22 protein-coding genes and 2 tRNA genes are annotated in these 22,455 nt (G+C 69.1%); 9 read left to right on the top strand and 15 right to left on the bottom strand.

What is annotated here, in order from left to right:
* Positions 1–13 precede the first annotated feature (13 nt).
* The 5 genes from AB8619_RS04275 (at position 14) to typA (ending at position 5,534) form a co-directional block, all read left to right on the top strand.
* On the top strand, positions 14–1,117 hold the full coding sequence (locus AB8619_RS04275) for an ABC transporter ATP-binding protein (protein ID WP_436795219.1): 1,104 nt from the start codon (positions 14–16) through the stop codon (positions 1,115–1,117).
* The gene (locus AB8619_RS04270; RefSeq protein ID WP_436795218.1) at positions 1,114–1,794 is read left to right on the top strand and encodes an ABC transporter permease; all 681 of its coding nucleotides are present in this window, start codon (positions 1,114–1,116) and stop codon (positions 1,792–1,794) included. The genes AB8619_RS04275 and AB8619_RS04270 overlap by 4 nt, the downstream gene beginning before the upstream one ends.
* The gene (locus tag AB8619_RS04265) at positions 1,761–2,525 is read left to right on the top strand and encodes an ABC transporter permease (protein ID WP_436795217.1); all 765 of its coding nucleotides are present in this window, start codon (positions 1,761–1,763) and stop codon (positions 2,523–2,525) included. The genes AB8619_RS04270 and AB8619_RS04265 overlap by 34 nt, the downstream gene beginning before the upstream one ends.
* Before the next feature lie 30 nt (positions 2,526–2,555).
* A complete protein-coding gene (locus AB8619_RS04260; RefSeq protein ID WP_436795216.1) occupies positions 2,556–3,503 on the top strand; it encodes an ABC transporter substrate-binding protein in 948 nt (315 codons plus the stop codon).
* A gap of 159 nt (positions 3,504–3,662) precedes the next feature.
* The gene (gene typA, locus AB8619_RS04255) at positions 3,663–5,534 is read left to right on the top strand and encodes a translational GTPase TypA (protein ID WP_436795215.1); all 1,872 of its coding nucleotides are present in this window, start codon (positions 3,663–3,665) and stop codon (positions 5,532–5,534) included.
* Between the two features lie 6 nt (positions 5,535–5,540).
* On the opposite strand, the gene AB8619_RS04250 is transcribed toward typA, so the two are convergent.
* Positions 5,541–6,677, bottom strand: coding sequence for a sulfite exporter TauE/SafE family protein (locus AB8619_RS04250; RefSeq protein WP_436795214.1), 1,137 nt, complete (start codon positions 6,675–6,677; stop codon positions 5,541–5,543).
* A 2-nt stretch (positions 6,678–6,679) separates the two neighbouring features.
* Positions 6,680–8,008 (bottom strand): xylose isomerase, encoded by a 1,329-nt coding sequence (xylA, locus tag AB8619_RS04245; RefSeq protein WP_436795213.1) that lies wholly within the window; start codon positions 8,006–8,008, stop codon positions 6,680–6,682.
* Between the two features lie 63 nt (positions 8,009–8,071).
* Here xylA and ald point away from each other — a divergent pair, with 63 nt between their 5' ends.
* Positions 8,072–9,184 (top strand): alanine dehydrogenase, encoded by a 1,113-nt coding sequence (ald, locus tag AB8619_RS04240; RefSeq protein ID WP_436795212.1) that lies wholly within the window; start codon positions 8,072–8,074, stop codon positions 9,182–9,184.
* Positions 9,181–9,570 carry a VOC family protein gene (locus tag AB8619_RS04235; RefSeq protein ID WP_436795211.1) on the top strand — a complete coding sequence of 130 codons (390 nt, stop codon included), beginning with the start codon at positions 9,181–9,183 and terminating at the stop codon, positions 9,568–9,570. The genes ald and AB8619_RS04235 overlap by 4 nt, the downstream gene beginning before the upstream one ends.
* A 3-nt stretch (positions 9,571–9,573) precedes the next feature.
* Here AB8619_RS04235 and AB8619_RS04230 read toward each other — a convergent pair whose 3' ends face one another.
* From AB8619_RS04230 to AB8619_RS04215, 4 genes are read right to left on the bottom strand one after another with little or no spacing between them, the layout of a single operon-like run.
* Positions 9,574–10,461 carry an SCO6745 family protein gene (locus AB8619_RS04230; RefSeq protein ID WP_436795210.1) on the bottom strand — a complete coding sequence of 296 codons (888 nt, stop codon included), beginning with the start codon at positions 10,459–10,461 and terminating at the stop codon, positions 9,574–9,576.
* Positions 10,462–10,472: 11 nt separating this feature from the next.
* Positions 10,473–11,123: an ATP-dependent dethiobiotin synthetase BioD gene (gene bioD, locus AB8619_RS04225; RefSeq protein ID WP_436795209.1), complete on the bottom strand. Its 651-nt coding sequence runs from the start codon at positions 11,121–11,123 to the stop codon at positions 10,473–10,475.
* Positions 11,120–12,238 carry an aminotransferase class I/II-fold pyridoxal phosphate-dependent enzyme gene (locus AB8619_RS04220; protein ID WP_436795208.1) on the bottom strand — a complete coding sequence of 373 codons (1,119 nt, stop codon included), beginning with the start codon at positions 12,236–12,238 and terminating at the stop codon, positions 11,120–11,122. The genes bioD and AB8619_RS04220 overlap by 4 nt, the downstream gene beginning before the upstream one ends.
* Entirely contained in the window at positions 12,235–13,524 is a 1,290-nt protein-coding gene (locus AB8619_RS04215) for an adenosylmethionine--8-amino-7-oxononanoate transaminase (protein ID WP_436795207.1), read from the bottom strand. Before AB8619_RS04215 ends, AB8619_RS04220 begins: the two co-directional genes overlap by 4 nt.
* Positions 13,525–13,668: 144 nt before the next feature.
* Between AB8619_RS04215 and mbp1 the strand changes: the two genes are divergently transcribed.
* The gene (gene mbp1 / locus AB8619_RS04210) at positions 13,669–13,899 is read left to right on the top strand and encodes a microaggregate-binding protein 1 (RefSeq protein ID WP_436795206.1); all 231 of its coding nucleotides are present in this window, start codon (positions 13,669–13,671) and stop codon (positions 13,897–13,899) included.
* A gap of 83 nt (positions 13,900–13,982) precedes the next feature.
* On the opposite strand, the gene AB8619_RS04205 is transcribed toward mbp1, so the two are convergent.
* From AB8619_RS04205 to AB8619_RS04185, 5 genes are all read right to left on the bottom strand, one after another.
* Positions 13,983–14,058 (bottom strand) — tRNA-Glu (locus AB8619_RS04205).
* Positions 14,059–14,108: 50 nt separating this feature from the next.
* A tRNA-Gln gene (locus AB8619_RS04200) sits at positions 14,109–14,180 on the bottom strand.
* A gap of 17 nt (positions 14,181–14,197) precedes the next feature.
* Positions 14,198–14,851 carry a YdcF family protein gene (locus AB8619_RS04195; protein ID WP_436795205.1) on the bottom strand — a complete coding sequence of 218 codons (654 nt, stop codon included), beginning with the start codon at positions 14,849–14,851 and terminating at the stop codon, positions 14,198–14,200.
* Positions 14,851–16,239: a glutamate--tRNA ligase gene (gene gltX / locus AB8619_RS04190; RefSeq protein ID WP_436795204.1), complete on the bottom strand. Its 1,389-nt coding sequence runs from the start codon at positions 16,237–16,239 to the stop codon at positions 14,851–14,853. The genes AB8619_RS04195 and gltX overlap by 1 nt, the downstream gene beginning before the upstream one ends.
* A 38-nt stretch (positions 16,240–16,277) precedes the next feature.
* A complete protein-coding gene (locus AB8619_RS04185) occupies positions 16,278–17,693 on the bottom strand; it encodes a hypothetical protein (protein ID WP_436795203.1) in 1,416 nt (471 codons plus the stop codon).
* Between the two features lie 40 nt (positions 17,694–17,733).
* On the opposite strand from AB8619_RS04185, the gene AB8619_RS04180 reads away from it, so the two are divergent.
* Complete coding sequence (locus AB8619_RS04180) at positions 17,734–18,183, top strand: SRPBCC family protein (protein WP_436795202.1); 450 nt, start codon at positions 17,734–17,736, stop codon at positions 18,181–18,183.
* 30 nt (positions 18,184–18,213) lie between these two features.
* Here AB8619_RS04180 and AB8619_RS04175 read toward each other — a convergent pair whose 3' ends face one another.
* The 4 genes from AB8619_RS04175 to AB8619_RS04160 all read right to left on the bottom strand — a co-directional run bounded on the left by AB8619_RS04175 (position 18,214) and on the right by AB8619_RS04160 (position 22,349).
* Entirely contained in the window at positions 18,214–18,747 is a 534-nt protein-coding gene (locus AB8619_RS04175; protein ID WP_436795201.1) for a hypothetical protein, read from the bottom strand.
* 86 nt (positions 18,748–18,833) lie between these two features.
* Positions 18,834–20,441, bottom strand: coding sequence for a citramalate synthase (gene cimA / locus AB8619_RS04170; RefSeq protein ID WP_436795200.1), 1,608 nt, complete (start codon positions 20,439–20,441; stop codon positions 18,834–18,836).
* The gene (locus tag AB8619_RS04165; protein ID WP_436795199.1) at positions 20,432–21,349 is read right to left on the bottom strand and encodes a branched-chain amino acid transaminase; all 918 of its coding nucleotides are present in this window, start codon (positions 21,347–21,349) and stop codon (positions 20,432–20,434) included. Before AB8619_RS04165 ends, cimA begins: the two co-directional genes overlap by 10 nt.
* 1 nt (position 21,350) lies before the next feature.
* Complete coding sequence (locus AB8619_RS04160; RefSeq protein ID WP_436795198.1) at positions 21,351–22,349, bottom strand: 3-isopropylmalate dehydrogenase; 999 nt, start codon at positions 22,347–22,349, stop codon at positions 21,351–21,353.
* Between the last annotated feature and the right edge of the window lie 106 nt (positions 22,350–22,455).

The raw sequence follows: 22,455 nt of genomic DNA, 5'->3' as shown, positions 1-22,455 counted from the left end.
TAGGTTCCCTGGGATGTCCGGGCAGGCGGCGATCCGACTCGCGGCGCTCACGAAGCAGTACCCGGGCGCCGACCGCCCCGCGGTCGATCACCTCGACCTCGAGATGCCGGCGGGCGAGATCGTCGCCCTCGTCGGCCCGTCCGGGTGCGGGAAGACCACCACGCTGAAGATGCTCAACCGGCTGATCGAACCCACGTCGGGAACGATCGAGATCGACGGCCGGCCGGTCGACGAACTCCCGGTGCACGAACTGCGCCGTGGGATCGGCTACGTGATCCAACACACCGGCCTGTTCCCCCACAAGACCGTGGGGGCCAACATCGGCACCGTCCCCCGGCTTCTGGGATGGGACAAGAAGAGGATCCAGGAGCGCATCGACGAACTGGGGGCGCTCGTCGGCCTCGAACCCGAGATGCTCCGCCGCTACCCCGGCGCGCTCTCCGGCGGACAGCAACAGCGCGTCGGCGTCGCTCGCGCCCTCGCTGCCGATCCCCCCATCCTGTTGATGGACGAGCCCTACAGCGCCGTCGACCCGATCGTTCGGGCGCGACTCCAGGACGAACTCCTCGACCTGCAACGCAACGTGCACAAGACCATCGTGCTCGTGACCCACGACGTCGACGAGGCGATCAAGCTCGGCGATCGTGTCGTGATCCTCAACGTCGGTGGGAAGCTCGAGCAGGCCGACACGCCGGCCGAACTGCTGGCCAACCCTGCGTCCGACTTCGTCGCCGACTTCCTCGGCGAGGACCGTGGGCTCAAGCGGCTGGCGCTGCTGACCGTGGACGAGATCGTCCCGGTCGACGGTCCGATCGCCGAGGTGGGCGATGCGGCCGACGTCGCCCGAGACGCCATGGCCGAGTACCACGTCGACTGGTTCGGGGTCTGCCGCGACCAACGGATGCTGGGCTGGACGTGGGGCCACGAACTGAACGGAACGGTCTCCGACACCAACGTCCGTCCGTTCCGCTCGATCGTGCAGCCCACCAACTCGCTGCGGAACGCCCTCGACGGCATCGTCAACTCGTCGACCAACGTTGCGATCGTCGAGGACGTCGACGGCCGCTACCGCGGCATGGTCCGCATCGAGGACATCAGCGAGGGCGTCCGGGAATGACCGGCATGTTCGCGGCCGAAGAGCCGCTCATCCGGTGGCAGTGGATCCCCGACCATGCCGAGGAGATCCGAGCCGCGACCGTCGAGCACCTCCAGCTCACCGGCTCGTCCGTCGCCATCGGTTTCGTCATCGCCATGGTGATGGCGATGGTCTCGATCCGATGGCGCTTCCTGTACGGGCCACTCGCCGCCATCTCCGGCGCGCTCTACTCCATCCCGAGCCTGGCGCTGTTCGCCCTCCTCGTGCCCTTCACCGGGCTGGGTTACCGGTCGGCCCAGATCGCCCTCGTGAGCTACACCCTCCTGATCCTGTTGCGAAACATCGTCGCCGGGATCGACGGGGTCCCACAGTCGGTGAAGGACGCCGCCGACGGGATGGGATACGAACCGTGGCGACGGTTCCTCGCGGTCGACCTCCGACTCGCCACCCCCACCATCGTCGGTGGCCTTCGGATCGCGACCGTGACCATCATCGGCCTGGTCACCGTTGCCGCCCTCGTCGGCAGCGGCGGCTACGGCACGTTCATCGACGACGGGCTGAGTCGCCAGTTCCCGACGCCGATCGTCGTCGGGGCAGGGCTCTCCATCGTCATGGCGATCGCCTTCGACCTCCTCTTCGTCCTCGCACAACGCGTCCTGACCCCATGGGCGCAGATCACCGCGTCGCCGGAGGCCTGACCGTGCTCCAGGAGACGCTCGACTACCTCACCGCATCCGACTCGTGGTGGGGACGCAACGGCCTCGTCAACCTGTTGTGGAACCACGTGCGACTGTCGGTGTTCACCGTCCTCACCGCGATGGCCGTGGCGATCCCCGCCGCGCTGTGGTTCGGACACCGGCGCCGGGGCGGGGGCATCGCGGTGACGGTCGTGAATCTCAGTCGAGCGATTCCCACGTTCGCCATCATCGCCCTCGTCTTCCCGTTCTCCCTGCGCTACGGGTTCGGGTTGGGCTTCTGGCCGACATTCGTGGCCCTCTTCTTCCTGGCCCTCCCGCCCATCTTCGTCAACGTGTTCACCGGCGTGACCGAGGTCGACCGCGACGTCGTCGACGCCGCACGGGCCATGGGGATGCGAGAGCGCGAGGTGCTCCTCGACGTGGAACTGCCGGCGGCACTGCCGCTGCTCGCCACCGGTGTGCGCATCTCGGCGGTGCAGGTCGTGGCCACCACCACGCTCGGCGCCCTCGTCGGGTTCCGCTGCCTCGGCTCGCCGATCCTCCAAGGCCTCGCCACCCGCGACTACGGACGGGTCATCGCTGCCGCGGTGATCGTCGCGCTCCTGTCCCTCGCCACCGAGTTCGCCTTCGCCCTGCTCGCCCGCCGACTGTCACCGTGGTCCCGGCCGAACGTCGGCGCAGCACGCGTCCGGACACCCCGGACCGGTGCCGCCGCTGACCTGGCCATCTGATCTCCCGCAATTCCCTGTGAAAGGAAACCCATGAAGACCCGCAAGTTCCTGATCGCCCTGGTGGCGATCCTCGCCCTCTTCGCTGCCGCATGCGGCGACGACGATGACCCGGTCGCCTCGTCCGGCGGCAATCCCGACGGAGGTTCCGAGAGCCCCGACGGTCCCGACATCAAGATCGGCGCCCAGGACTTCGGTGAGTCCGCGATCCTCGCCGAGATCTACGGCCAGGTGCTCGCCGACCACGGCTACACCGTCGAGCAGGTCAGCGTCGGCGGCTTCCGCGACGTCCTCCTCGGTGCGTTCGACAACGGCGACGTGAACCTCAGCGCCGAGTACGCCGCGTCGATGCTGGAGTTCCTCAACGAGGGCGCCGGCGAAGCGACCGGCGACGCCGCCGAGACGGTCGGACTCCTCCAGGCCCAGCTCGACTCGATCGGCCTCGTCGCTCTCGACCCCGCACCGGCGGTCGACACCAACGCCTTCGTGATCACGCAGGAGACGTCGGAGTCCGAGGGCTACACCAAGATCTCGGACCTCCCGGCCGACGGCAGCGGGCTGAAGCTCGGCGCCCCGCAGGACTGCGAGACCAACCCGTTCTGCCTGGTGGGCCTCGAGTCGGTCTACGGCATCGACCTCTCCGGTGGCTTCACGCCGCTCGAGTCCGGTCTCGTCGCCGACGCCCTGGCCGACGGTTCCGACGTCAACATCGGTGTCCTCTTCTCGACCAGCGGCCGCATCGCCGACGAGGGATGGGTCCTGCTCGAGGACGACATGAACATGCTGGCCGCCGACAACATCACGCCGGTCATCTCCGACGAGCTGGCCGAGGCCTACGGCGACGATCTGACGACGCTGCTGAACGAGATCAGCGCCGCCATCGACACCGACACCCTCACCGAGCTCAACAAGCGCTTCGAGATCGACAAGGAGGACGCGGCCGACATCGCCGCCGACTTCATCGCCGACGCCGGTCTCTAGCGCCAGGCCGCCACACCACACCGCACCACACCACACCGCCCAACGCTGTTCTGGGTGCGCGATCGGTACTCCACACGTCCCGATCGCGCACCCAGAACCATGGGGACTTAGGCTGGCTCGTCCGCCCATCGGCGGCCATGAACCGGTTCGGAGACTCCAGTGGCTACCCGCAATGACCTGAGAAACGTGGCGATCGTCGCCCACGTCGACCACGGCAAGACGACGCTCGTCGACAAGATGCTGTGGCAGTCCGGCGCGTTCCGCGAGAACCAGGACGTCGCCGAGCGCGTCATGGACTCGATGGACCTCGAGAAGGAGAAGGGGATCACGATCCTGGCCAAGAACACGGCCATCCCCTACCGGACCGACGCCGGCGACGACGTGAAGATCAACATCGTCGACACCCCGGGCCACGCCGACTTCGGTGGCGAGGTCGAGCGAGCGCTGAGCATGGTCGACGGCATCCTCCTGCTGGTCGACGCCAGCGAGGGTCCCCTCCCCCAGACCCGGTTCGTCCTGCGCAAGGCCCTCCAGGCCCGCCTGCCGGTCATCCTCGTGGTCAACAAGGTCGACCGCCCGGATGCCCGGATCGACGAGGTCGTCAACGAGGTCGAGGAACTGTTCCTCGATCTCGACGCCGACGAGCACCAGATCGACTTCCCGATCGTCTACGCCGTCGCCCGCGACGGGCGTTCGACGATGGAGCGCCCCGCCGACGGCGACGGCCTCTCCGACGACGACACCCTCAAGCCGCTGCTCGAGCTCCTGGTCGAGCACATCCCGGCACCGGAGTACGACGAGGCCATGCCGCTGCAGGCGCTCGTCACCAACCTCGACTCGTCGCCCTACCTGGGCCGTCTCGCCATGTGCCGCGTGCGCAACGGGGAGATCCGCAAGGGTCAGAACGTCATGTGGTGCAAGGCCGACGGCACGCAGACGCGCGTCAAGATCGGCGACCTCTTCATCACCGAGAACCTCGACCGTGTCCCGGCCGAGTCGGCGGGACCGGGCGAGATCATCGCCATCGCCGGCATCGACGAGATCACGATCGGCGAGACGCTGGCCGACACCGAGGACCCGCGACCGCTGCCCGTCATCACGATCGACGAGCCGAGCTTGTCGATGACCGTCGGCATCAACACGTCGCCCCTGGCCGGCAAGGACGGGTCGAAGATGACCGCCCGTCTGGTCAAGGCACGCCTCGACGCCGAACTCGTCGGCAACGTGTCGATCCGTGTGCTCCCGACCGAGCGCCCCGACACCTGGGAGGTCCAGGGTCGTGGAGAGCTCCAGCTCGCCGTGCTCGTCGAGATGATGCGACGCGAGGGCTTCGAGCTCACCGTCGGCAAGCCCCAGGTCCTCACCCAGGAGATCGACGGCAAGGTGCACGAGCCGGTCGACCGGGTGACCGTCGACCTGCCCGAGGACTACCTCGGCGTCGTGTCGCAGCTCCTCGCCGTCCGCAAGGGCCGCATGGAGCAGATCGTCAACCACGGCACCGGCTGGGTCCGCCTCGACTACCTCGTCCCCGCTCGCGGCCTGATCGGCTTCCGCACCGAACTGCTGACCGAGACCCGCGGCACCGCCTTGATCCACCACGTGTTCGAGAAGATGGAGCCCTGGGCCGGCGAGATCCGCGCCCGTCGCAACGGTTCGCTCGTCGCCGACCGCACCGGTGAGACCCGCAGCTACTCGCTGCTGGCGCTCCAGGACCGCGGTCAACTCTTCGTCGGACCCGGTGTGGCCGTCTACGAGGGCATGATCATCGGCGAGAACGCCCGGACCGAGGACATGGACGTCAACCCGACGAAGGAGAAAAAGCAGACCAACGTGCGAGCGTCGGCTGCCGACAACTTCGAGAAGCTGATCCCCGCGACCCTGCTGTCGCTCGAGCAGGCTCTGGAGCACATCGCCGACGACGAATGCGTCGAGGTCACGCCCTCGTTCGTGCGCATCCGCAAGGTCGACCTCGACCAGACCACCCGGGCACGTGCATCGAAGCGGGCCAAGACCGCCGCCGGCGGCGCGTAGGCGCCGTCAGGCCCCGACCCCGAGCGCCGACAACACGGCGCCGACGGCGATCACCGACAGGAGTCCCAGGCCGACGGCGATGAACCGTCGGTCGCGCTCCTGCGACCATCGGAACACCAACCACGCCACTCGCAGCAGGGGCGCGGCCATGACCGCGCCCACTGCGGCGGTGGCGACGGCCGTGCCGGCGAGACCCGGGAGCACCGCGCCGAGGACGCCGACCGCGATCACCACACGGGTCAGCCACGTCAGCGCCGGCGCCTGGATCCGTCCACGGACCGTGCTGACGGCACCCTCGGGGATCGGCGTGCGCGCTGCCGTCATGCCCGTGCCACCAGGAGCGCGGCGATCACCAGCAGCAGCGCGCTCGAGCAGGCGGCGAGTCACGGCGGGCGACAGCCGAGATTGCACCGAGGCGCCGACGACGCCACCGAGGAGGCTCGTGCTGACGATCAACGACGCCGTCTCGACGTCGACGCGGCCCTGGATGGCGTAGATCACCAGCGCTGCCGAGGCGGTGATGCCCACGGTGAACGTCGTCGTCGCTGCCGCGACCCTCGTCGGCACCTTCATCAGCTCGGTCATGGCCGGTGTCTTGATGAAGCCACCCGATGCTCCTGCGCTACCGGCGACGAAACCGGCCAGCGACATGAACGCCAGCCCGGGACCGAGCCGCTCGGGCCGGTACGGGACGATCTCCTCGTCCGACAACCGATAGGCGCCGGCGATGGCACCGACCCGCTCACCGACGTCGGCGTCGACACACGCCGGATCGGGCAGGTTCCGCAGGCCCTTGCGCCCGGCTCCGGCCAGCGCGGCCAGGGCGGCGACCGTGGCGAGCAGGTAGGTGAGAAAGGTCTCGCTCATCGAGCCCGAGACCATCGCCCCGACCACGGCACCGCTCGACGCCACCAACTCGACCGTGACGCCCAAGCGGTGGTTCACCGATCGTTCACGTAGCTGGCGAGGCCCGGCGGCGATCGACGAGGCGGCGACCATCACCAGACCCAACGGCGCCGCCTCGGTCGGCGACATCCCCGTCACCACCAGGAGCGGCACGAGCAGGATCGCTCCGCCCAGCCCGCCGAGCGAGCCGACCACCGCTGCACCGAACGCCAGGAGCGCCGGTCCGAGCAGGTCCACGGTCAGCGGGCCTGGTCGATGTGGCGGTTGACGATGTTCTCGAGCAACTCCTGGTGCCCGCTGCCCGGCGCACCCTCCACGTCGTTCTCGGTCACCAAGGCGTCGAGGTCGACCAGCGACCGGTCGCCGCCCATGATCGAACGGCCGAGGTCGCTGTCCCAACGCTCGTAGCGAGCATCGACGACGCGCTGCAGGTCACCGGACTCTTGCAGCGACGCTGCGGCCAGGAGGCTGCGAGCCAGCGTGTCCATGCCACCGATGTGGCCGTGGAACAGATCGACGGGATCGGTCGACTGTCGACGCAACTTGGTGTCGAAGTTGAACCCGCCGCTACCCAGGCCACCGCCGCGGAGGATCTCGTACAGCGCGAGCGTCATGTCCTCGACCGAGTTCGGGAACTGGTCGGTGTCCCAGCCGTTCTGAGGGTCTCCTCGGTTCGCGTCGACCGATCCGAGGACGTCGAGCGAGATCGCGTTGGCGACCTCGTGGTGGAACGAGTGACCGGCGAGCGTGCCGTGGTTCACCTCGAGGTTCACCTTGATCTCGCCGGCGAGGCCGTGCCGGTCGAGGAAACCGGCGACGGTGGCCGCATCGAAGTCGTACTGGTGCTTGGTCGGCTCGGCGGGTTTCGGTTCGATCAGGAGCGTGCCCGTGAACCCGATGGCGCGCTTGTGTTCCACGACCAGGTGCAGGAACCGGGCCAGCTGCGCCTGTTCGCGTCGCAGGTCGGTGTTGAGCAGGGTCTCGTAGCCCTCACGTCCGCCCCACAGCACGTAGTTGTGACCGCCGAGCCGGTGCGTGGCGTCGAGCACGTGGCGTACCTGGGCCCCAGCGTGAGCGAACACCTCGGGATCGGGCGACGTGGCCGCTCCCGCCATGAAACGGGGGTGACCGAACAGGTTGGCCGTTCCCCAGAGGAGCTCGACGCCGGTGTCGGCCATGCGGGCGCCGATCTCGTCGACCATCGTGTCGAGGTTGGCGCACGTCTCACGGAACGACGATCCGACCGGCGCCACGTCCCGGTCGTGGAAGCAGAAGAACGGAGCGCCGAGCTTGGTGAGGAACTCGAAGGCGACGTCGAGCTTGTGTCGCGCTGCGTCCATCGGGTCGAGCGCCGGCTCGTGCCACGGTCGGGCGAAGGTCCCCTCCCCGAAGACGTCACTCCCCGGCCACACGAAGTTGTGCCAGTAACAGACAGCGATGCGCAAGTGCTCGGCCATCGTCGCGCCGGCGACGACGCGGTCGGCGTCGTACCAACGAAAGGTGAGCGGATCGTCGCTGTCGGGTCCGGCAAACCGGATCTTCTCGACTCCCTCGAAGTACGGACGCACGGCGCCGACACTACGACGTAGCGTCGGCTGGCAACACGACGTCGATCGAACCGGAGACAGCCTGTGCTCGTCGGGACGCCCACCGAGATCAAGAACGCCGAGAAGCGGGTCGGACTCACGCCGGCGAGCGTGCGCGAACTCGTGGCCCACGGGCACCGAGTGGTGATCGAGGCGGGAGCGGGGCTCGGGATCGGGGCGACCGACGACGACTACCGCGCCGCCGGAGCCGAGATCGTGGCGACCGCCGCCGACGTGTACGGCACGGCCGAGATGGTCGTGAAGGTGAAGGAGCCGCAGCCGTCCGAACGGGCGATGCTGCGGGAAGGGCAGGTGCTGTTCACCTACCTGCACCTGGCCCCGGACCCGGACCAGACCCGTGACCTCGTCGACTCCGGCGCGACGTGCATCGCGTACGAGACCGTCACCGACGCCTTCGGGCGACTTCCGTTGCTCGCACCGATGTCGCAGGTCGCCGGGCGCATGTCGGTGCAGGCCGGCGCACACGCCCTCGAGAGCGCGCAGGGCGGTGCGGGCGTGCTCCTTGGTGGCGTGCCCGGCGTCCACTCGGGCGAGGTCGTCGTCATCGGCGGCGGCGTGGTCGGCGAGAACGCGATCGAGATGGCCGTCGGCCTCGGCGCTGCGGTGACGGTCCTCGACCGCAACCTCGACGTGCTCGCGCATCTCGGTGCACGGTTCGGTCCGTCGCTCGAGACGATGTACTCGACCCGGACGGCGATCGAACACCTGGTGGCGACGGCCGACCTCGTCGTGGGCGGCGTCCTCGTCAAGGGCGACCGGGCACCGAAGCTCGTGACCGAGGACATGGTGCGGTCGATGCGACCCGGTTCGGTGCTGGTCGACGTCGCCATCGACCAGGGCGGCTGCTTCGAGACGTCCCGGCCCACGACCCATGCCGACCCCACCTACGTCCTCCACGACGTCGTCCACTACTGCGTGACGAACATGCCCGGCGCCGTGCCCCAGACCTCGACCCACGCGCTCAACAACGCCACCTTGCCCTTCGTCCTCGCGCTCGCCGATCTCGGCGTCCGGGGCGCGGTCGAGGCCGACCCGCACCTGCGCAACGGGTGCAACGTGATCGCCGGCCGGGTGACCGAGGCCGCGGTCGCCGACGCACTGGGCTACGAGTACCACGAGCCGCTGAGCGTGCTGTGAGCCCGGCCCACGTGTCGGCGGGCATCGTCACCGACGACGCCGACGAACTGCTGACGTTCTACGCAGACGGCCTCGGCTTCCAGCTCGAGTCGACCTCGGAGTTCCCGCAGGGCACCGTGCATCGCCTTCGCCGGGACGACGCCCACTGCAAGCTCTACGCGCCGGTCGACGGCGCTGCACGGCCACCCCGCCCCGATCCCTGGTTCCGGGATGTGGGGTTCGCCTACGCCGCGCTCCACGTCGACGACGTCGAGGCGACAGCGGCAGCAGCACAGCGCGCCGGCGCAGCGGTCCTGACCGCGCCGACGTCTCACCGACCCGGCGCGGTGTACGCCTTGATCGCCGACCCGCAGGGGAACGTCTGGGAGTTGCTCCAGGAGGCCTGAGCCTCAGCGGCGAGCGGCCTCGGCCAACTCGACCGGGCCGGCGGCCGGGTAGCCGTTGGCACCGCGGATCGCGCTCGACCACCGGCCGAGGATCTCGACCAGCTCGTCGAGATCGTCACCCAACGCCGCGACGATGGGAGCACACGCTCGATCGGTGGCGACCTCGATCGCCTCCCGGGCCTGTGAGCCCTCGTCCGACAGGGCATCGCCAGCGAGAAGCCCACGCGCCTCCAGCCGAGCGGTGGCGCCGGCGTAGTCGCCGTCGTCCCACCCACGGGTGCGCGAGTACGAACGAGCCGGGAGGCCCCAGTAGAGCTCCGTGAGCATCCCGATCTCGCAGGCATCGAGCCCTTCGGCGGTCCACACCGCGACATGAGCGTCGCCGCGGTATTCGCGGAGCATGTCGCCCAGGCGCCATGCAGCGCCCAAGGGCGCGTCGGGCAGCGCCTGCGAACGGAGGCCGGCGTAGAGCGGCTTCCCTGCTGGTTCGAGGTCGGCGGTCGCCCGTTCGAGGAGGTCGACCGCACGGTCGAGTCCATCCGGCGTGTCACCGAGGATCCGACGCAACTGCCCCACCGCGCCGTCGGTGCGAGCGGCCTCGATCGTCGTCGCGTCGGTCTTGGCCCACCCGGCGGCGACCGCAGGCACGACGACCGCTGGCTTGAACACCCCGAACGCGGCAGCGACGACCTCGCCCGGAACCTGTCCCATCACCGATCCGCGACTGGTGAAGTAGGCGCTGATCTCGGGCATCTGCACGCCCGCGACCTCGGCACTGCTCGGCCCGAACCCCAGCGCCTCGTAGCCCTGGTGACATTCCGGCGAGAAGTACACCTGCCCGGTGAACGGTTCGAGGGCGGCAGCGAGCGCACGGGCGGGATCGAGGGGCATGTGGTCTCCGGTCAGCGACGGTTGGGGAGGAGTTCGACGAGGCGGTCGGCGACCGCTCCGACGGACGTGCACGGATCGAGTTCGTCGGTCGTGCGCAGCCAGTCGAGGTTACGGCGATGCAGATCGTCGAGTGGGTCGAAGCGGTTGAGCGCGACGACGACGGGCCCGCGGCCGAGGTACCGGAGCGCGGTCCGGACGGCATCGATCGTCCCCAGGCCGGCGTCGGCGACGAGCAGGGTGACATCGACCTCGCACGAGCGCAGCAGGTCGGTGCTGTCGCCGTCGTCTGCGATCGGTGACGCCACGCCACCGACGCTCTCGAGGAGGCCGACGTCGAGGCCATCGGCCCAGACGGTCTCTGCCACCAAGTCCGCGAGCACCGGACGAGGACGGCCCAGCGCGTCGGCGGCCATCGGGGGCGCCATGGGCACGGGGAGCGTGCGATGCGGCGGACAGACCTCGTCCGGATCGACGCCGAGCGCCGCGGCGAGCACCTCGGCGTCCAACGGGCCCGTGTCGGTGGGCTCGTACGACTGCACCGGCTTGCGAGCACCCACCGCGAGGCCGCGACGTCGCAGGTCGGAGGCGAGGGCGGCCGACGTCCAGGTCTTCCCGATCTCCGTCGCCGTGCCGGCGACCCCCACGAGGAGACGCGGCCTCACGCCCGCACGCCGATCTCGTCGAACGCCGCCAGGAGCGCGTCGATCATCTCGTCGGTGTGTGCCGCCGACAGCGCGACCCGCAACCGACTCGTGCCCGGCGCCACGGTCGGCGGCCGGATCGCCGGGACCAGGATCCCACGCTCGAGCAGCGCCGCCGCCGCTGCCATCGCGTCGTGCTCGTCGCCGATCACGATCGGCACGATGGGCGACGGATGCCCGGGCAGCACCCTGTCGATGACCTCGCGGAGGCGACAAGTGAGCTCGTTCCCTGCAGGGCTCTGCACGATCGCCATCGCCGCCCCGGCGGCGGCCACGTCGGCGGGGCTGAGTCCGGTCGAGAAGATGAACGAGCGAGCCCGGTTCACCAGGAGATCGACGATCGGTGCGGGGCCGGCGACGACGCCACCCTGGGAACCGAGGGCCTTCGAGAGCGTCCCGACCCGCACGACGTCGCCCCCGACGGGCACGTCGGGGCCGAGCACCGCGTGGGCCTCGTCGACCACCAGCAACGCGCCGTGACGGCGGCACACGTCGACGAGGTCGGCGACCGGTGCCACGTCGCCGTCCATCGAGAACACCGTGTCGGTCACGACGATGACCGGGCCCGCCGCCCCGGACACCAGTTCCTCGACGTGCGCCACGTCGTTGTGCCGGCTGACGACGGTGGTGGCAGCAGCGAGACGACAGCCGTCGATGATCGAAGCGTGGTTGAGTTCGTCGGAGACGATGGTCGTCCCCGCCCGACCCAGCGTGGAGAGCACCGCCAGGTTCGCGGCGTAGCCGGACGAGAACACCAGCGACGCCTCGGCGTCCTTCCACGATGCGTAGGCCGTCTCGAAGCCGACGTGGGCCGGCCGCGTGCCGACGACCAATCGCGAGGCGGTCGATCCGGCTCCCCACCGCTGGGCAGCGTCAGCCGCCGCCGCGCACACCGCAGGATGTGCCGACAGGCCCAAGTAGTCGTTGGACGCGTAGGACGTGACCGTCTGGCCGTCGAGCACGCCCGTGGGGCCACAGGCATCGAACGTTCGCAACGATCGGCGTCGTCCGACCTGGTCGATCGATCGCAGGTCGTCGTCGACGAGGTCGGCCCAACTCGCCGGCAGGGGGCTCACGCCGTCGCCGCCACGGCGACCATCGCTGTGGTGATGGCGCTGATGTCGTCCGCCGATGCGACGAACGGCGGCATGGCGTACACCAGCCGGCCGAACGGGCGCAGCCAGACACCGTGGTCGAGGCTTACCGACGTCGCCGTCGCCATGTCGACCGGCTCGCGGGTCTCGATGACCCCGATGGCACCGAGGACCCGTACGTCGTCGACGTCGGCCGAGTCGGCTGCCGCCTCCAGGCCCGACCGGAGGCCACGCTCGATGGCCGCGACCTCGGCCTCCCAGTCGCGCGACAGCAGGAGCCGAACCGAGGCGAGCGACACCGCGGCGGCGAGCGGGTTGCCCATGAAGGTCGGCCCGTGCATCAGGGCGCCGGAGTCGGCAGCGCTCACGCCCCGAGCGACCTCCGGGGTGCACAGCGTGGCCGCCATGGAGAGATACCCGCCCGTGAGCGCCTTGCCCACACACAAGATGTCGGGCGAGACGTCGGCGTGTTCGCAGGCGAACAGGCGACCACTGCGTCCGAAGCCGGTGGCGATCTCGTCCGCGATCAGGAGCACCTCGTACTGGTCGCACAGCTCTCGCACCCTCGCCAGGTACTCCGGGGCGTAGAACCGCATGCCGCCTGCGCCCTGCACGATCGGCTCGAGGATGACGGCCGCGATCTCGGTGGCGCCGTCACGCAGGAGCGCCGCCAACGCAGCGACGTCGTCGTCCGTGCAGGGCTCGTCGAAGCTCGGTCTCGGCACCGGCGCGAACACCTGACCCGGCAGGACTCCGGCGAACATCGAGTGCATCCCGTTGACGGGGTCACACACCGACATCGCATGGAGCGTGTCGCCGTGGTAGCCCCCGCGGACCGTCAGGAACTTCTCGCGCTCGGGGCGCCCGACCCCGCGGGCGTACTGCAGCGCCATCTTCATCGCGACCTCGACCGACACCGATCCCGAGTCGGCGAGGAACACGTGCTCGAGACCGGCCGGGGTGATCTCGACCAGGAGCTCGGCCAGCTCGACGGCTGGGCCGTGGGTGATCCCACCGAACATCACGTGGGCCATGTGGTCGAGCTGATCGCGTACTGCGGCGTCGAGGACCGGGTGGCGGTACCCGTGGATCGCCGCCCACCACGACGACATCCCGTCGACGACACTGCGGCCGTCCGCGAGGTGCAGCCGAGCGCCGTCCGCTCCGACCACGGGCGTCGGGTCGAGGGTCGCCGGCATCGACGCGTAGGGATGCCAGACCGTCGCACGATCGCGGTCGGCCAGATCTCCGTGTCCCGGGGTCGGCACGGCGGGCGACAGTACCTGCGGCCCCGTCGCCGCCGACAGTCCACGGCGCAGTCAGGTGGCTCGTGACAATCGTCTCGTTCTCACGGTCACCGACACGGGTAGGGACTCGGTCCCTCCCCCACCACCGAACCAGGAGAGAATCCCATGGCAGACAACGGAGCAGAGCACGGCATCAAGGGCGTCGTCGAAGACGTCAAGGGCAAGGCCAAGGAAGCCGTCGGCGTCGTCACCGGCAACGACGACCTCGAGAAGGAAGGCGAGGCCCAGCAGGAGAAGGCCGAGGCCAACCGCGAGGTCGCCGCCAAGGAAGCCGAAGCCGAGAAGGCCCGCGCCGAGGCCGAGGTCAAGGAAGCCGAGCAGAAGACGTACCAGTAGCTCACGCCGCCAGTAGCTCACGCGGCCACAGAACGAGAAACGCCCAGGTCAGCGGCGATTGCCGCTGACCTGGGCGTTGTGCATGGCACCCCGTACGGGATTCGAACCCGTGCTGCCAGCGTGAGAGGCTGGTGTCCTAGGCCGCTAGACGAACGGGGCAGGGAGCATGCGATGCTACCGCGACGGTTCGCCGCGGCCGAAAGTTGGAGTTCCGGAGGGAGGACTTGAACCCCCAATGACTGGACCAGAACCAGCTGTGTTACCTATTACACCACTCCGGAAAGGTGAACGGATCACGCTATCCGACGGACACCGCCCCGACCGAAAGCGATAGCTGATCGTCGAGGTTGACGAGGCGACGGAACCCGATCACACGGCCGACCGCGACCGCCACCGTCTCCCGTCCCATGGCCCGGACCTTGCCCCCGACCGACAGTCCTGGGTCCACCGGCGACACCTGCGCGTCGAGGCCGAGCTCGGCCGAGATCCGGTCGAGCCGGTAGGCGTGATAGTCGTCCGACACCAGGACCGCACTGGTCATCCCTCGGGTCCGCAGCTCACGGGTCGCCGCGGCGAGCTGTTCCCAGGTGTTCGAGCCCTGTTCCTCGCGCAGGATCCGCTCCTCGGCGATCCCGGCCTTGCGCAGGTAGTCGAAGCTGGCGGCGGCCTCGGTGAACCGGTCGCCTTCCTGCTTGCCCCCCGTCACGACGATGGTGTTCGCCACGCCGGCCCGATGGAGTTCGATGGCGTGGTCGAGACGTGCGGCGAGCACCGGTGACGGCGTGCCGTCGTACTGGGCAGCGCCCAGCACGATGATCGCCTGTGCGGGCTCCTGATGTGCCTGGTTGCTGGCGTCGAGGACCTGCACGAAGGTGACCGCGACGTACAGCGCGAGGGCGCCGACGCAGAACAGCCCGATCCGGACAGCGAGACGGAGCAGGCGTCGGACCATCACGCCAGATCGGCGAGCGCCACGCGCATCCGCTCGATGGTGGCGTCGCGGCCGAGCACCTCGAGCGACTCGAACAGCGGCGGGCCCACGGTCCTCCCGGTCACCGCGACCCGGATGGGCGCCTGGGCCTTGCCCAACTTGAGACCCTGCGCCTCGCCCAACGCGAGGAGCGAGGCGTGCAACGACTCGGCGTCCCATTCCACGGTGGCGAAGGCGTCGATCGCGGAGGCGAGCATCGCTCCCGCCACCTCTGGGGTCTTGGCCATGACCTTCTCCCACGACGCCTCGTCGCGGACGGGTCGGTCGAGGTGGAGGAAGTCGACCATCGGCTCGGCGTCGGGCAGGAGGCGAACGCGCTGCTGGAGTGCTGGAGCCAACGCACGGATCGGGCCGAGCGTGGCGTCAGGCTGGGTCAGGAACGGTGTCGTCCGTTCGACGAACTCGTCGACGGTGAGCGCCCGTACGTATTCGGCGTTGAAGTGCTCGAGCTTCTTCTCGTCGAAGAAGGCCGGAGCGGGATTGACGTCCTCGAGACGGAACAGCGCGGTGATCTCGCTCATCGGGCGGATCTCGACGTCGTCCTTGGGCCCCCAGCCGAGGAGCGCGAGATAGTTCATCATCGCCTCGGGCAGGTAGCCACGGTCCTTGAACTCGCCCACGGCGACCGAGTCACGGCGCTTGGAGAGCTTCTTGCGGCTCTCGTTCACCAGGAGAGGGAGATGCGCGATCACGTCCGGACGGCCGAGATCCAGCGCATCCCGCAGGAGCAGGTACTTCGGCGTCCCGTTCACGTGGTCCTCGCCGCGGACCACGTGGGTGATCGCCATCGTGGCGTCGTCCATGGCGTTGGACAGCAGGAACACGGGGAGCCCGTTGGAACGCAGGAGGACGAAGTCCTCGATCGTCGAGTTGTCGAAGGTGACGGGGCCGCGGATCACGTCGGTGAAGTCGGTCGTGCCGTCGTCGGGCGAACGGAAACGCAACGCAGCGCCGGCGCCTTCGGCGAGGGACCGGTCACGACAGAATCCGTCGTAGCCCGAAGCGCCCTTCTCGGTCCGCCGGGCGTCGACGTCCTCGGGCGTGCAGTCACACCAATAGGCCTTTCCTGCATCGAGGAGCGACCGCGCCGCCGCGGCGTGCTGGTCGAGGTTGTCGGCCTGGTAGACGACGTCGTCGTCCCAGTCGAGGCCCAGCCACCGCATCGAGTCGAGGATGTTCTCGGTCAGTTCGGGACGGTTCCGCTCACGATCGGTGTCCTCGACCCGCAGGAGGAACGCGCCGCCGGTCTGCCGGGCGACCAGCCAGTTGAACAGTGCGGCTCGGGCACTGCCGACGTGCAGATAGCCCGTGGGAGACGGCGCGAAACGGAGACGGGGGGTGGCGGACACCGCGCCGAGGGTATCGGCGCGCGCCCGCGCCGCCGGTGTCACTCCGTGGTCGGTGAGCCTTCCCGGGCGACACCGAGCCGCTCGAGGATCATCGAGGCGATCTCCGTCGTCGAGACGACGCTCCGAGAACGATCGACCGCATCGCTGGTGCCGCCGTCACGGGAGCCGGGGTCGTACGTGAACAGGATCCCACCGGGCACGTGGTAGCCGGTGCTCGCGACCTCGTCCTCGATCTCGATCACCTCGAGGCCGAGTTCGGCGGGCGTCCGCGCCTGCCCGCCGACCGTGACCGCACCGATGGCGTCGTCGGCCTGGCCGAACTCCATGGAGACGAACCCGTGCTCCTCCTCGGACCACACGAGTTCACGACCACCGATCCGCAGGTCGTCGAGACGCCGGCGCAGCAGGTCCAGCGCCGCGGGGTCGGCGATCTGGACGTTGACATGCGGGTCCATCGCCGGACGGCGTTCCACCGTGGCGGGGTCGATGTCGGCGTCGGTGACGAACGCATCCACATCACGCAGGTACAGCTGGCGCCCGACCGGCGTTCCCTGCGCAGCCTGTTGTCCCATGGACGAGGCGACGACCAACGCCGCTCCTGTCGCGTCACAGTGCCGTCGGAGACGATCGAGCATCCGGTCCGCGTGCGCCATGGCTTCGGCGATCTCGCCGGACCACGTGTCGATCCAGGCAGCGTCGAAGCCGAAGGTCTCCGGGTCGTAGTCGCCGGGGAACGTGGCGGCCCAGTAGCGGTGCATCGCCGATGCGACGTGGTTGGTGAAGAACGCGGCAGCATCGGGCCGGGACGATCGGAGCTGACCGACGAACAGGTCGAAGGCCAGCACCGACTGGTACGAGCGACGACGGACGCGGGTGGTCGGACGCCGCCGCTCGTCGATCAGCTGTCGTACGAGCCGGACCACGGTCGCAGGGCGGAGACCCAGACGAGGCGCCCGGAGGAGGAACCGACGTGCCGCCGCGACGTCGATCGACGTCGACACGTTGCGGGCCGACGCCCGGGCCATCGACAGGTTGAACGCCTGGAACGACTCGAGCGATGCCGGGTGCGTGTCGGCCGACGGCGCGAACGTGTCGGGGACGAAGAACGCGTAGCGGTCGACGTCGGGCGGGAGTTCGTTCGTGTGCAGGAGCCCGAACACGCCGACCCTGCGTCCGGCCTGCACCGCCCGGACCCACCATGTCGGCGCGATCTCGTCGGCCGCCGAGGTGTCCTGACCGAAGTGCCCGATCCCGTGCACGGTGTTGGGCACGCCGCGGTGCAGGGTCGGCCACGTCACCCACGGCGACAGATGCCCCTCGTCCGGACAGACCGACGTCCACTGTGACGAGTCCTCGAGCAGGCGAGCGGTCGCCGAGGTGGGATTCGCGGCGACCCACCAGTCGATGATCCGCCACGGGACCTCGTTGAGCTCGAAGACGACGACGGGCTGCACGGTCCGCCAGCCTACGGCCGCGACCTGCCAGCCTGGATCCGTGCAGGAGTCACCCGAATCCACGGTCGACGACGAGACCACCGTCGTCGTGACGAGCCCGGCCTCGGCGCCGCCGCTCCAGGTCTGGGATGTCCTCGTGTCGCGGACCGCGTCGTGGTGGGGCGAGCCCTACCTCGGTGCCGGTGGCGGCGAGATGCGGATGGAACCCCAGCTCGGCGGGCGGGTCTACTGCGGCAACGATCCCGAGTTCGGGTCGCTCCACGGCACGGTCCGAGCGTTCGACCCACCGGAACGTCTCGAGATCGGTGGCGTCCTCGTGCCCGGCGCCTATGTCGGCCACATCACGATCACGATCGAGAAGACGAACCTCGGGTCCGAGATCCGCGTCGAGCAGATGGCGCGTGGCCGGATCGAGGCGAGCGTCGAAGAACGCATGGCCCACGGCTGGACCACCATGTTGCACACCCTCGCCGAGCTCGCCGACCGCTGACGACTGACAGCTGGAGGTTGACGGCGACGTTCAGTCGTCGAGCGAGAGCTGGTCCTGCCAGTCGGCGTCGTAGCGCGCCCGCACCTGGTCGGGTGTCTGACGCAGGACGGCGGGTTCGACCAGGTCGGCGATGTGTCGCAGCTCGGCGTAGTGGTGGAAGTGTCCCACCTCCTCGAAGAGTTCCTTGCGGAACCGGACGAGCGCCGGATCGGCCGCAGGGTCGAGGTAGCCGAAGAGCGTGGCGCCGATGCGCAGGTCGTGGATCACGGGAGCCCGGCCGAGCAGTGACGCCCGCTTGAGGCCGATGGCCACGATCCCGGCAAGCGCGTCACGAGCGTGCTCGCCGTCGGCCAGGGTCAGTTCGGGCTCGATGATCCGAGCGAGCTTCAGCGCGTAGCCCTGGTCGGGACCCTGGCTGCCGAGGCGTTCGCCCGAGGGCTGCCGCTCGGAGCCGGCGAAGTCGGCCGGACGGTCCACGCTCCAGCTCTCGGGCCGCCGGGGCGGCGACGAGTACGACCGGACCGGGACGTTGGGCTTCGTGGGAACGTGCTCGGGCGCTGCCATCGCCGAACGATCGTACTCACCCCGTTCTGGTGGACGAAGACGTCACCTGACGGTGTCGATCGTTCACCAGAACGCAGTCGCTCTGTTCAGGTGGCGTGGTGGAGGAGGCCGAAGCGGATGCCGTCGGTCAGCGCCATCCAGGACGCCTCGATCACGTTCTCGGACACGCCGACGGTGAACCACGAGTCATCGCCGTTGGACGACTCGATGAGCACCCTGGTGACGGCCTCGGTGCCGATCGCGGTGTCGAGGACGCGGACCCGGTAGTCGACGAGGTGGATGTCGTTCAGCGCCGGGAAATGGCCGTTGAGCGCGGTACGCAGCGCCGAGTCGAGGGCGTTGACCGGACCATTGCCCTCGCCGACGGCGATGCGGCGGTCGTCACCGATCCAGAGCTTGACCGTGGCCTCGTTCGTGAGTTCGATGTCGGACCCCGGGGCCACGTCGCCCTCGCGGTGGTACGACGACACCCGGTAGGACTCGACCCGGAAGTCGTCCGGGTTCCAGCCGGTCGCCCGGCGCATCAGGAGCTCGAGCGAGGCGTCGGCGGCCTCGAAGACATAGCCACGGGCCTCGAGGTCGTTGACCTTCTGGGCGATCTCGGCCGAGGCCTTGCCGTCGAGGTCGATGCCGAACTCCTCGGCCTTCATCTGCATGCCGGCGCGACCGCCGAGGTCGCTCACGAGCACGCGGGTGTGGTTGCCGATGCTGCCGGGGTCGACGTGTTCGTACGACTTGTTCCCGGCCTTGCCGAGCGCCGAGGTGTGGAGACCACCCTTGTGCGCGAACGCCGACGCCCCCACGTACGGGTCAGCGGCGTGGGGCGGCAGGTTCACGAGCTCGCTGACGTGACGCGACACCGCGGTCAGCCGCGAGATGTTGCCCTCGGGGAGACAGGGGATCCCCATCTTCAGCTCGAGGTTGGGGATGCAGGTCATGAGGTTCGCGTTGCCGGTGCGTTCGCCGTAGCCGTTGACCGTGCCCTGCAGGTGCGTCGCCCCACCGACCACGGCGGCGATCGAGTTGGCCACCGCGCAACCCGTGTCGTTCTGGGTGTGGATGCCGACCTGGACGTCGCTGCCGAAGTGCGCGACGACCTCGGAGGTGATCCGCTGGACCTCGTGCGGGAGCGAGCCACCGTTGGTGTCGCACAGGACGACGCACTCGGCGCCCTCCATCACCGCGGCCTCGAGCACCCGGAGCACGAACTCGGAGTTGGCCTTGTAGCCGTCGAAGCAGTGCTCGGCGTCGAAGAAGACCCGCATGCCGGCGGCACGGAGGAACTTCACCGAGTCCTGGACCATCGCCACGCCCTCGTCGAGGGTGGTGCCGAGGGCTTCGGTGACGTGGAAGTCCCACGACTTGCCGACGATGCACGCCGTCGTGGTTCCGGCCTCGACCAACGCCCGAAGCGTCGGATCGGAATCGGACTTGCCCGCCGGCTTGCGGGTCGACCCGAACGCCACCAGCTCGGCGGTCGAGAGCGTCAGCTGGTCGGGCGCCCGCTTGAAGAACTCGGCGTCCTTGGGGTTCGCCTGCGGATACCCGCCCTCGATCCACCGGACGCCGAGGTGGTCGAGTTGCTCGGCGATGCGGAGCTTGTCGTCCACCGACAGGGAGATGCCCTCGAACTGCGCACCGTCGCGCAGTGTCGTGTCGAAGACGTCGACCCGGGTCGGCAGATCTACTGACACAGCTCCACCCAGTCCTTGTGCTGGGGCAGTTCACCCCGCACGCACTTCGCGTAGGCGTCGGCGATCGCGGTGGTGGCCGGGCCTGGGCACGGGATCGCGCGGTCGTCGACGCTGTTCACCGCCGAGACCTCTGCGGCGGTGCCACAGACGAACATCTCGTCGGCGATGTAGAGGTCGGAGCGGGCGATGTCGTCGACGACGACCTCGAGCCCCATCTCCTCGGCCAGCGTGGTCACGGTGTGCTGGGTGATGCCCTGCAGCGCGCCCGACGACAGCGGCGGGGTGATGAGCTTCCCCTGGCGGGACACGAAGATGTTCTCGCCGGTGCACTCCGAGACGAGCCCGGCCCGGTTCAACATGATGGCCTCGTCGTAGCCCGACTTGAGCGCCTCGACCTTGGCCAGCGACGAGTTGACGTAGTTGCCGGTCGTCTTCGACGCCGGAGGCATCGTGTTGTGATCGTGGCGCGTCCACGACGAGATCTTCATGCGCACCCCCTTCGTGACGGCGTCGTCGCCGAGGTAGGCGCCCCACGGCCAGCAGGCGATCGCGACGTCGACCGAGCACGGCAGGGTGTTGAGCCCCATCTCGCCGTAGCCGTAGTACGCGATCGGGCGGATGTAGCAGGACGGCAGCCCCGACTCACGCACGACCAACTTGGTGGCCTCGACCAGTTCGTCCACCGAGTACGGCAGATCCATCATCAGGATCTTCGCCGAGTTGTGGAGCCGCTCGATGTGCTCGGTCAGCCGGAAGATCCCGGGACCGTCGCTCGTCTCGTAGGCACGGATGCCCTCGAAGACACCCATGCCGTAGTGGAGGGTGTGGGTCAGCACGTGGATCTGGGCGGCGTCCCAGTCGACGAGCTCGCCGTTCATCCAGATCTTCTCGGTCGGTTCGAACGGCATGTCAGCTCTCCGTGTTCTCGCTCAGACGGGCGGCGATGGCGTCGCCGATCTCGGTGGTGGATCCCTCGGGTGCATCCTCGCATGCCGCCCGGATCCGGGCGCCTGCGTCGACGTCGCCGAGGAACTCCATCATCATCGCGGCGGACAGGATCGCTGCGACCGGGTTGGCCTTGTTCTGACCCGCGATGTCGGGGGCCGAACCGTGGACCGGCTCGAACATCGAGGGTGCGGTGCGATCAGGGTTGAGGTTGGCGCTGGCGGCGAGACCGATGCCGCCGGCGACCGCGCCTCCGAGGTCGGTGAGGATGTCGCCGAAGAGGTTGTCGGTGACGATCACCGAGTACTGCTGCGGGTTGGTCACGAAGTGGATGCACGCCGCGTCGATGTGCTGGTAGTTCGTCTCGACGTCGGGATACTCGGCAGCGACGATGTCGAACGTCCGCTGCCAGAGGTCGCCGGCGAAGGTCAACACGTTGGTCTTGTGCACCAGGGTCAGGTGCTTGCGCTCCCGACCCCGTGCGAGGTCGAAGGCGTAGCGGATGCAGCGCTCCGCGCCCTTGCGGGTGTTGACCGAGCCCTGGGTCGCGACCTCGAACTCGGTGTTCTTGCGCAGGAACCCACCCTCACCGGCGTAGGTCCCCTCGGTGTTCTCACGGACGACCAGGAAGTCGATGTCCTCCTCGGGCAGGAGGAACGGGCGCAGATTCACGTAGAGGTCGAGCTCGAAGCGCGTCTTGAGCAGGATGCCCCGCTCGAGCAGCCCCGACGGGACCTCTCCCTGTGCGCCCCCGATGGCGCCCAGGAAGATCGCGTCGTAGTCCCGCAGCTCGGCGAGCGTCTCGTCGGAGAGGACCTCGCCGTCGCGCTTCCAGCGCTGGGCACCCATCTCGAACTCGGTCGCCTCGAAGTCGACGCCGGCGGCGCGCAGGACCTTCAGGCCCTCGGCCACCACGTCGGGTCCGATGTAGTCGCCACCGACGACGGCGATCTTGTGTGTCATGTGTCTGCTCCCTGGAACGACGAAACCGTCCACCAGAGGCGGACGGTCGGAACAGCGCACACCCGCAGGTGCGCGCTAGCGAATGATGATGGTGGCGACGAAGCGC

The sequence above is a fragment of the Actinospongiicola halichondriae genome (assembly GCF_049103745.1).
Lineage (GTDB): Bacteria > Actinomycetota > Acidimicrobiia > Acidimicrobiales > Salinilacustritrichaceae > Salinilacustrithrix > Salinilacustrithrix halichondriae.
The sequence above is the reverse complement of the archived record's forward strand: the minus strand, read 5'-3'. Positions and strand labels throughout refer to the sequence as shown.